This window comes from Nocardia sp. NPDC056541 (assembly GCF_042794235.1).
Lineage (GTDB): Bacteria > Actinomycetota > Actinomycetes > Mycobacteriales > Mycobacteriaceae > Nocardia.
In genome coordinates, this window is the sequence record NZ_JBHTUD010000007.1 from 379,720 (window position 1) to 388,284 (window position 8,565).

Annotated in this window: 8 protein-coding genes; 6 read left to right on the plus strand and 2 right to left on the minus strand. The window is 67.8% G+C overall.

All coding sequences use genetic code 11. The features are described 5' to 3' along the window. Positions 1-58: 58 nt before the first annotated feature. Positions 59-616: a LytR C-terminal domain-containing protein gene (locus ACFQ9R_RS15405; protein ID WP_378991216.1), complete on the minus strand. Its 558-nt coding sequence runs from the start codon at positions 614-616 to the stop codon at positions 59-61. Between the two features lie 42 nt (positions 617-658). Further along, positions 659-985, minus strand: coding sequence for a DUF3263 domain-containing protein (locus tag ACFQ9R_RS15410; RefSeq protein WP_378991218.1), 327 nt, complete (start codon positions 983-985; stop codon positions 659-661). A 172-nt stretch (positions 986-1,157) separates the two neighbouring features. Here ACFQ9R_RS15410 and ACFQ9R_RS15415 point away from each other — a divergent pair, with 172 nt between their 5' ends. The 6 genes from ACFQ9R_RS15415 (at position 1,158) to ACFQ9R_RS15440 (ending at position 8,435) form a co-directional block, all read left to right on the plus strand. Then, positions 1,158-1,748 carry a peptide deformylase gene (locus ACFQ9R_RS15415; RefSeq protein ID WP_378991220.1) on the plus strand — a complete coding sequence of 197 codons (591 nt, stop codon included), beginning with the start codon at positions 1,158-1,160 and terminating at the stop codon, positions 1,746-1,748. After that, entirely contained in the window at positions 1,738-2,697 is a 960-nt protein-coding gene (locus ACFQ9R_RS15420) for a GNAT family N-acetyltransferase (RefSeq protein WP_378991221.1), read from the plus strand. The genes ACFQ9R_RS15415 and ACFQ9R_RS15420 overlap by 11 nt, the downstream gene beginning before the upstream one ends. A gap of 22 nt (positions 2,698-2,719) precedes the next feature. Continuing rightward, a complete protein-coding gene (locus ACFQ9R_RS15425) occupies positions 2,720-3,529 on the plus strand; it encodes an exodeoxyribonuclease III (protein WP_378991222.1) in 810 nt (269 codons plus the stop codon). Between the two features lie 73 nt (positions 3,530-3,602). Next, positions 3,603-4,805: a homogentisate 1,2-dioxygenase gene (locus tag ACFQ9R_RS15430; RefSeq protein WP_378991223.1), complete on the plus strand. Its 1,203-nt coding sequence runs from the start codon at positions 3,603-3,605 to the stop codon at positions 4,803-4,805. Between the two features lie 28 nt (positions 4,806-4,833). Beyond that, positions 4,834-6,024, plus strand: a complete 1,191-nt coding sequence (gene fahA / locus ACFQ9R_RS15435; protein WP_378991224.1) for a fumarylacetoacetase — start codon at positions 4,834-4,836, stop codon at positions 6,022-6,024. Positions 6,025-6,173: 149 nt separating this feature from the next. Next, positions 6,174-8,435 (plus strand): MMPL family transporter, encoded by a 2,262-nt coding sequence (locus tag ACFQ9R_RS15440; RefSeq protein WP_378991226.1) that lies wholly within the window; start codon positions 6,174-6,176, stop codon positions 8,433-8,435. Positions 8,436-8,565 lie beyond the last annotated feature (130 nt).

Sequence of the window (8,565 nt, forward strand, 5' to 3'; positions counted from 1 at the left end):
CGCTCAAGATGATGCCACAGCGGCGACACGGCCTACGGCACCGCGTGCCGCGCCTGGTTCAGCGACCGGTCAGTACGACGACGACACCCGGCGAGGTGTCCCCCGACTTGGGCGCGACCGTCCCGCCGACCTGCTCGGCGATCTCGGTGGCCGCGGCCTTGTCGCGCGCGCCGCCGCCGTAATACACGGTGGTGGTGGTCAGGTTCTCACCGCTGTAGTTGCCGGTGCTCACGTTGGTCCAGCCCGCGGTGGTCAGTTCGCTCGCGGTGCGCGCGGCCAGGCCGGCGACCAGGCTGTTGTTCAGCACCCGCACCGATACCGTCTGATCCGTGCCGCCCGTAGCGGGTGCCGTGGTGGTGGTCGTCGGTGCGACGGAGGTCGTGGTGGTGGTCGGGGCGGCGGCCGCGCTGGTGGTCTTCGGCGCGGGCGTGGTGGCGGGCGCCTGCGCGACCGCGCTGGAGGTGGTGGTCTCGGTCTGCTCGGTATCCGATGCCACGGCATCGGAGTTCGACAGCGACATCGCACCCAGACCGGCGAAGACAATGGCCAGCGCGATCAACACCATCGCCAGCGCGCGCAACGGCGGGCCGCCGGGGGTGGGGTTCGGGTTGCTCACCCGCCCAACCCTAGTCGCAACGAAGGGTGTGTGGCCGTCATGTCAGACCTGGAAACCGAGTTTGCGGGCCGCACGCGATTTCTGCCTGCTCGCTCGCAGCCTGCGCAGCCGTTTGACCAGCATCGGGTCGGCGGCCAGCGCCGCGTCGGAGTCGACGACAGCGTTGAGGACCTGGTAGTACCGGGTGGCCGACATGGCGAACAGCTCGCGGATCGCGTCTTCCTTGGCGCCCGCGTATTTCCACCATTTGCGCTCGAAGTCCAGGATGTCGAGTTCACGACGACTCAGACCGGTGCTCTCGTCGGCGGCCGAATCCTGTTCGCCCGCAGTGTGGCCCTGCGCGATGTGCCGAGCTGCTGCGCCGTCCATCTTGCTCCCTCGCCGAGTATCACGAGATGGGTAGATACCGTCGTCATTCAACCACGGGTTCCCCCGATCCTTCGACCCATGTCACGGCGTGTTGACTGAAGGCCAGTAGGGGTGGCGCGGCCCACAGGGGTCCGCCGATCGTCCGCCCGCGCCAGCGGCGATAATGGCGACCATGGCAATTCTCCCGATCGTGATCGTCGGTGACCCCGTTCTCCACAACCCCACCGCGAAGGTGACGGAGACCCCCGCGGAGCTGGCCGAGCTCATCGCGGATATGTACGACACTCTCGAAGAGTCCAAGGGTGTCGGCCTGGCGGCCAATCAGGTCGGCGTCGGCAAGCGCCTGTTCGTCTACGACTGCCCCGACTTCGACGCCACCGGCAATCCCCTCCGCCGCAAGGGCGTGGTGGTGAACCCGGTGCTGGAGACCTCGGCGATCCCCGAGACCATGCCCGACCCCGATGACGACGAGGAAGGCTGCCTGTCGGTGCCCGGCGAGCAGTTCCCGACCGGTCGCGCGGACTGGGCGAAGGTCACCGGGACCGACGCGAACGGCGAGCCCGTGGAACTCGAGGGCACCGGCTTCTTCGCGCGCATGCTCCAGCACGAGGTCGGCCACCTCGACGGTTTCCTCTACGTCGACGTGCTGATCGGCCGCAATGCCCGCGCCGCCAAGAAGGCGATCAAGCGAAACGGCTGGGGCACACCGGGTCTGAGCTGGATCCCGGGAACGGTTCCTGATCCGTTCGGTCATGACGACTGATATCCCCCTCGGCCGCCGGGTGGTGATGCGGTACCAGCTGCCCGCGGGTTATCCCCAGCCACTCACCGACGTGATCGGCGAACTGGTGTCGCTCACGCCGCCGTCGGTGCGGACCGCCGAGGGTGAGCTGGTCTCGGTGTCCGCCGATCGCGTTGTGGCGTTGAAGGCGCTGGGGCCCAGGCCCATTCGGACCAAGGAGATCCGGTCGCTGGAGACCGCGGCGGCCATGGCCTGGCCGGGCAGCGCGCACCTGTGGATCGACGGCTGGCTGGTACGAGCGGGCAACGGCTACACCGGGCGCGCGAATTCGGCGGTGCCGCTGGGCGAGTCGGGTGTGCCCGCGGTGTTGTCGATCGACACCATGCGCAAGATCGCGGACTGGTACACGAGTCGGGGGTTGCCGCTGCTGCTGCAACTGCCCGACCGGCTCGCTCCCGTCCCGCCGACCTGGAACACCTGGAGCGAGACCGTGGTCCTCGGTCTCGACATCGCGAATTTCGTGCTGCCGCAGGGACCGTCGATGGTGCGCATCACCGACGAGCCAGAGGACGGTTGGTTGCGGACGCACCGCTACCGCGGCGAGATTCCCCTCGACCCCTCCGTGCGCGAACCGGACCGTGCCGTGCTCACCTCGGTCCTGGACGGCACTCTCGGTTTCGCGTCCCTCGGCCTGCCCGAACCCCTGTCCATCGGCCGCGGCGCGGTGACCACCGCCCCCGACGGCCGGCGCTGGGTCGGGCTCACCTGTGTGGCCGTGGCGACCGCGCACCGCCGCAACGGACTCGGCGCGCTGCTGTGCGCCGAACTGATCCGGTGGGGTGCCGAGCTGGGCGCGAGCCACGCCTACGTCCAGGTGGAGGTGGGCAATTCCGGCGCCCTCGCCCTCTACCGCGAACTCGGCTTCATGGAGCACCACGCCTATCGCTACGCCGCCCCGCAGAGTCATTAGCCTCGAAAGGACCGTCACAACCGTGCGTCTCGCCACCTGGAACGTCAACTCGATCCGCTCCCGCGTCGATCGAGCGATCGCTTTTCTGGACCGTCACGACATCGATGTGCTGGCGTTGCAGGAGACCAAGTGCCGTGACGATCAGTTCCCGTTCGAGCAGTTCGAGGCCGCGGGGTACGAGGTGGCGCACGTGGGGATCAATCAGTGGAACGGTGTCGCGATCGTGTCGCGGGTCGGGCTCACCGATGTCGAGCTCGCGTTCCCCGATCAGCCCGGCTTCGACAAGAACGCCGGCGATTCGCTGATCGAATCGCCGGTGGTGGAGTCGCGCGCGATCGGTGCGACCTGCGGCGGGGTGCGGGTGTGGAGCCTCTACGTCCCCAACGGGCGCACGCTCGCCGATCCGCACTACACCTACAAACTGAACTGGCTCTCGACCCTGCGCGCGCAGGCGGCAGGCTGGCTGGCCGACGACCCGCAGGCGAAGATCGCGCTGGTCGGCGACTGGAACATCGCCCCCACCGACGACGATGTCTGGGCGCCGGAGCTGTTCGCCGGCAAGACCCACACGTCCGCGCCCGAACGCGAGGCGTTCCAGACCATGCTCGACATCGGCTTCCGCGACGTGATGCGCCCGTTCGCCCCCGGCCCCGGCGTCTACACCTATTGGGACTACACCCAGCTGCGTTTCCCCCGCAAAGAGGGCATGCGCATCGACTTCATCCTCGCCTCCCCCGCCCTCGCCGACCAGATCAAAGACGCTTCGGTGGATCGCGAGGAACGCAAGGGCAAGGGCGCCAGCGACCACGCACCGGTGATCGCCGAATTCTGACGGATCCGCCACGCGTTCTCGGTTACGTTGGAGGTGGAAGTTTCAGCCTGCAACGTAGCGGGAGGCGCGCCTCATGTCGTTTTATCGCAGGGTCGGAACGGTGCCGCCGAAGCGGCATACGCAGCATCGGGATGCGCACGGCAACCTCTACTACGAAGAGTTGATGGGCGAGGAGGGGTTCTCCGGGGACTCCTCGCTGCTGTATCACCGCGCGCTGCCGCCCGCGATCGTCGACGCTACGGTCTGGGAGCTGCCCGACCAGACATTGACGCCGAATCATCCCCTGCACCACCGGCATCTGCGGCTGCCGCTGCTGTTTCCCGGCGATACGGCAACGACGACCGACCCGGTGACCGGGCGCAGGTTGCTGCTGGCCAATGCCGATGTGCGGATCTCGTACGTGGTCGCCAAGGGCGCGTCCCCGCTGTACCGCAATGCCATCGGCGACGAGCTGGTGTACGTGGAATCCGGTGCGGCGGTGGTGGAGAGCGTGTTCGGGATCGTGCCGGTCCGCCAGGGCGATCAGGTGCTCATGCCGCGCGCCACGACCCACCGCTGGCTGCCGATGGGCGAGGAACCGTTGCGCGCGTATGTGATCGAGGCATCGAGCCACATCACCCCACCCAAGCGCTATCTCTCCAGATTCGGTCAGCTACTGGAGAATTCGCCGTATTGCGAGCGGGATCTGCACGGGCCACTCGAATTGCTGCTCGTCGAGGACACCGAGGTGGAGGTGCTGGTCAAGCATCGGGCGGGCACCGAGGTGATCGGCACCAGGATGACCTACGCGACGCATCCGTTCGATGTGGTCGGCTGGGACGGCTGCCTGTACCCGTACACGTTCAACATCGCCGATTTCGAGCCACTGACCGGCCGCGTTCATCAGCCGCCGCCGGTGCATCAGGCCTTCGAGGCCACCAATTTCGTCATCTGCAATTTCGTGCCGCGCAAGGTCGACTATCACCCCCTGTCGATTCCGGTGCCGTACTACCACTCGAATGTGGATTCCGACGAGATCATGTTCTATTGCGGCGGGAGCTATGAGGCGCGCAAGGGTTCCGGTATCGCCCAGGGTTCGGTGTCGGTGCATCCCGGTGGTTACGCGCACGGCCCACAGCCCGGTGCCTATGAACGCAGTATCGGGGCGGAGTTCTTCGACGAGCTGGCGGTGATGGTGGATACGTTCCGCCCGCTGCAACTCGGCGAAGGGGCGCTGGCCTGCGAAGACCCCGCGTACGCGTGGACCTGGTCCGGTCGCGGGCCGGGGCTCGCATGAGTGAGCGCAGCGGCGTGGACGGCGGCCGATGACGGGCGCGCAGGTGTTGCGCGTCGAGGTACCCGAAGACTCGCTGTTCGGGCCGGAGAATATGCCCTACGGCGTATTCGCACCCCCCGGCGGCACCCTCCGGGTCGGTTGCCGCTTGGGCGATATGGTGCTCGATCTGGCTGTGCTGCTGGATGATCCGGTGTTCGCTCGCCCCGAGATGAACGCGTTCCTGGCACAGGGTTCCGGCCGCTGGCGTGAGGTCCGCGCGAGGTTGCGCGCGCTCGCGGACACGGCGCTGCCGATCGATGCCGTGTATCCCTTGACCGCTGTGCGGATGGCACTGCCGGTACGGATCGGCGACTATGTCGATTTCTACGCCAGCATCGACCACGCCACCAACCTCGGCAGGCTCTTCCGTCCGGACAGTGCACCGCTGCTGCCGAATTGGCGGCACCTGCCGGTGGGGTACCACGGCCGGGCGGGCACCGTCGTCGTCTCGGACACCCCGGTCATCAGGCCGCGGGGACAACGCCGGACCGCCGCGGGCACACCTGATTTCGGACCGTCGCAGCGGCTGGACATCGAGGCCGAACTGGGCTTCGTCGTCGGCTCCGGATCCACGCTCGGCGCACCGGTCACCGTCGACGAGTTCACCGAGCATGTGTTCGGCGTCGCCCTGGTCAACGACTGGTCGGCCCGCGATATCCAGGCCTGGGAGTACCAGCCGCTCGGCCCCTTCCTCGGCAAGTCGTTCACCACGTCACTCTCGGCCTGGATCACCCCGCTGGCCGCGCTGACTCAGGCGCGGGTGCCGCTACCCGCACAGCACCCAGAACCTCTCCCCTACCTGCGCGGTACCGGCGACTTCGGCCTCGACATCGATCTGACCGTCGCCTGGAACGGCGAGGTCGTCGCGCATCCGCCCTACTCACGCATGTACTGGTCACCCGCGCAGATGCTTGCCCACCTCACCGCGAACGGCGCCTCGATCCGGCCCGGCGACCTCTACGCCTCCGGCACCATCTCCGGGCCGGAGCCGTCCCAGCGCGGATCTTTCATCGAATTGTCCTGGGGTGGAACACAACCCATCACAGTGAAGGATCAGACCCGCACATTTCTGGCCGACGGCGACGAGGTGACGATCACCGCCACCGCGCCGGGCACCGCGGGCAGGCGGATCGGCCTCGGCGCGGTCGGCGGCCGAATCCTGCGGGCACGCGATACCTGAGACACCGCTAGCGGTTGTGGGCCGTCCTCCGCGTCCACCCAGGGGCGGAGATGGTACTCGGCCGACCTCCACCCCGAGGCGGTATCGGATATAATTCGACGCGGGATACGGTGACGGTTCGAACGTTTCCGAGCAGAGGGCACCCGACGATGTTGACGAGAATCGCCCGCACCGCCGTTGCCCGACCACGATGGGTGGTCGCGGTTGCGCTGGTGCTGATGGTGTTGTGCGGCGCGATCGGCGCCACCGTGCACTCGCACATGAAATCGGGCGGATTCGTCACCTCCGATCTCGATTCGGTCCAGGCCAGTCAATACCTGAGCGAACACTTCCCCGGCAGCGAGCCCAACTACGTCCTGACGATCACTGCCGAGGGCGTGGCCGACTCCGCCGCCGCGCGCGCCGCCGCCGACCGCGCGCTCGCCGTCCTCGGCGCACATCCCGAGATCGTCAGCGGTGTCCAGTCGTACTGGACCGCGCGCCCCGATCTCAAACAGGCGATGCTCAGCAAGGACCGCACCCACGCGCTCATCCTGGCCAGCATCGAGGGCGACGACGCCGAACTGCCCGTCCGGGCGGCCCAGCTGAGCGAAGAACTACAGGTCGAGAGCGGTCCGGTGACGGTCAAGGCCGGTGGGCTCGCCGCCTCCTTCGCCGATATCAACACCCAGATCAGCAAAGACCTGATCATCGCCGAGGCGATCGCGATCCCGATCACCGGCCTGCTGCTGGCGCTGGTGTTCGGCAGCCTCATGGCCGCCGCGCTGCCGGTCGCGATCGGGCTGTTCGCCATCGCGGCATCGCTGGGCATTCTTCGGGTGCTGACCGCGCTCGCCGATGTGTCGATCTTCGCGCTGAACATGACCACGGCACTCGGACTGGCGTTGGCGATCGACTACAGCCTGTTCATCGTCAGTCGATATCGCGAAGAGCTGGCGGCGGGCCTTACCCCGACTGCGGCGGTGACCCGTGCGATCCAAACCGCCGGTCGTACGGTCGTGTACTCGGCGCTGGTCGTCGCGCTCTCGCTGTCGGCGCTGCTGGTGTTCCCGCAGTACTTCTTCAAGTCGTTCGCTTACGCGGGTATCGCCGTGGTCGCCGCCGCGGCGGCCGCCGCGGTGATCGTGCTGCCCGCCCTGCTCGTTCTGGTGGGTCACCGCATCGATTCGGGCGACCTGCGCGCACCGATGCGCCGGCTGTTCCGGCTGGCCCCGAGGACGGAAAAGGAACCGCGCCAGACCTTCTGGTATCGCCTGGTCAACGCGGTGATGAAGCGTCCGTTGCCGATCGCCCTGGCCACCACCGCGTTCCTGCTGCTGCTCGGCTCGCCGTTCCTGGGTGTCCAGTTCGGCTACCCCGACGACCGGTCGCTGCCCACCGATGTCGCCAGTCGCGAAGTGGGCGACATCCTGCGTACCGAATTCGATGCCGACCTGGCCTCGAGCGCGACCATCGTGCTACCCGAATTCCGGGGCAGCACAGCCGAACTCGACACCTACGCCCGCGACCTGTCCAAGGTGCCCGACGTACCGGCCGTGCTCAGCAGCGCGGCGGTGTACCGCAACGGGCTGCGGGTGGCCCCTGGCGTGCCCGAGATGACGGACCCGCAGCACGGCGCCTACCTGTCGGTCGCCACCACGGTCGACCCCTACTCCGACGCGGGTGGCGACCAACTCGACACCCTGCGCGCCGTTCCCGCGCCGTCGAAAGCCCTGATCACCGGCCCGGCCGCGCTGAACCAGGACTCGGTCAACGCGATCACCGGCAAACTGCCGCTGGCGGGCGCGCTGATCGCGCTCACCACGCTGGTGCTGCTGTTCCTGTTCACCGGCAGCGTGGTGCTGCCGGTGAAGGCACTGATCCTCAACATCCTGTCGCTGGCGGCGACGTTCGGCGCGATGGTGTGGATCTTCCAGGAAGGCCACCTGTCGGGCCTGCTCGGCTTCACCGCGACCGGCACCCTCAACCTGGCCATGCCCATCCTCATGTTCAGCCTGGCGTTCGGCGCGTCCATGGACTACGAGGTCTTCCTGCTGTCGCGGATCCGCGAGGAATGGCTGGCCGGGCCGAAGACCACCGAGGGCAATACCGAGGCGGTCGCGATGGGCGTGGCCCGCACGGGGCGCATCTTCACCGCCGCCGCGCTGCTGATGAGCATCGTGTTCCTCGGCGTCGCCAGCTCCGGCGTGTCGATGATGAAGCTGTTCGGCCTCGGCTGCGCACTCGCGGTGATCAGCGACGCGACCGTGATCCGCGGCCTGCTCGCCCCCGCGCTCATGCGGATGATGGGCACCTGGAACTGGTGGGCGCCGAAGCCACTGGTGGCACTGCACAACAAGTTCGGGCTGCAAGAAGCCGACGACATGCCGGCCTCGGTCGAGCGCCAGCTGACCGAATCCGGCACCCGATAGCGAACGATCAGGCCGCCGCCTAGACTGCACACCAGCCACGCATGCCCCGACCTCGAGGAGGGGCTCGCCGCGAAGCGGCGGTTCGCGGCCGTCCCGCCGATGGGAGGCCGTTGCGTAGGCGACGAAGGAG

Coding starts and splice junctions, on each gene's coding strand:
- ACFQ9R_RS15410 (WP_378991218.1), bottom strand. CDS start 985: ATGGACGGCGCAGCAGCTCGGCACATCGCGCAGGGCCACACTGCGGGC.
- ACFQ9R_RS15415 (WP_378991220.1), top strand. CDS start 1,158: ATGGCAATTCTCCCGATCGTGATCGTCGGTGACCCCGTTCTCCACAAC.
- ACFQ9R_RS15420 (WP_378991221.1), top strand. CDS start 1,738: ATGACGACTGATATCCCCCTCGGCCGCCGGGTGGTGATGCGGTACCAG.
- ACFQ9R_RS15430 (WP_378991223.1), top strand. CDS start 3,603: ATGTCGTTTTATCGCAGGGTCGGAACGGTGCCGCCGAAGCGGCATACG.
- fahA (WP_378991224.1), top strand. CDS start 4,834: ATGACGGGCGCGCAGGTGTTGCGCGTCGAGGTACCCGAAGACTCGCTG.
- ACFQ9R_RS15440 (WP_378991226.1), top strand. CDS start 6,174: ATGTTGACGAGAATCGCCCGCACCGCCGTTGCCCGACCACGATGGGTG.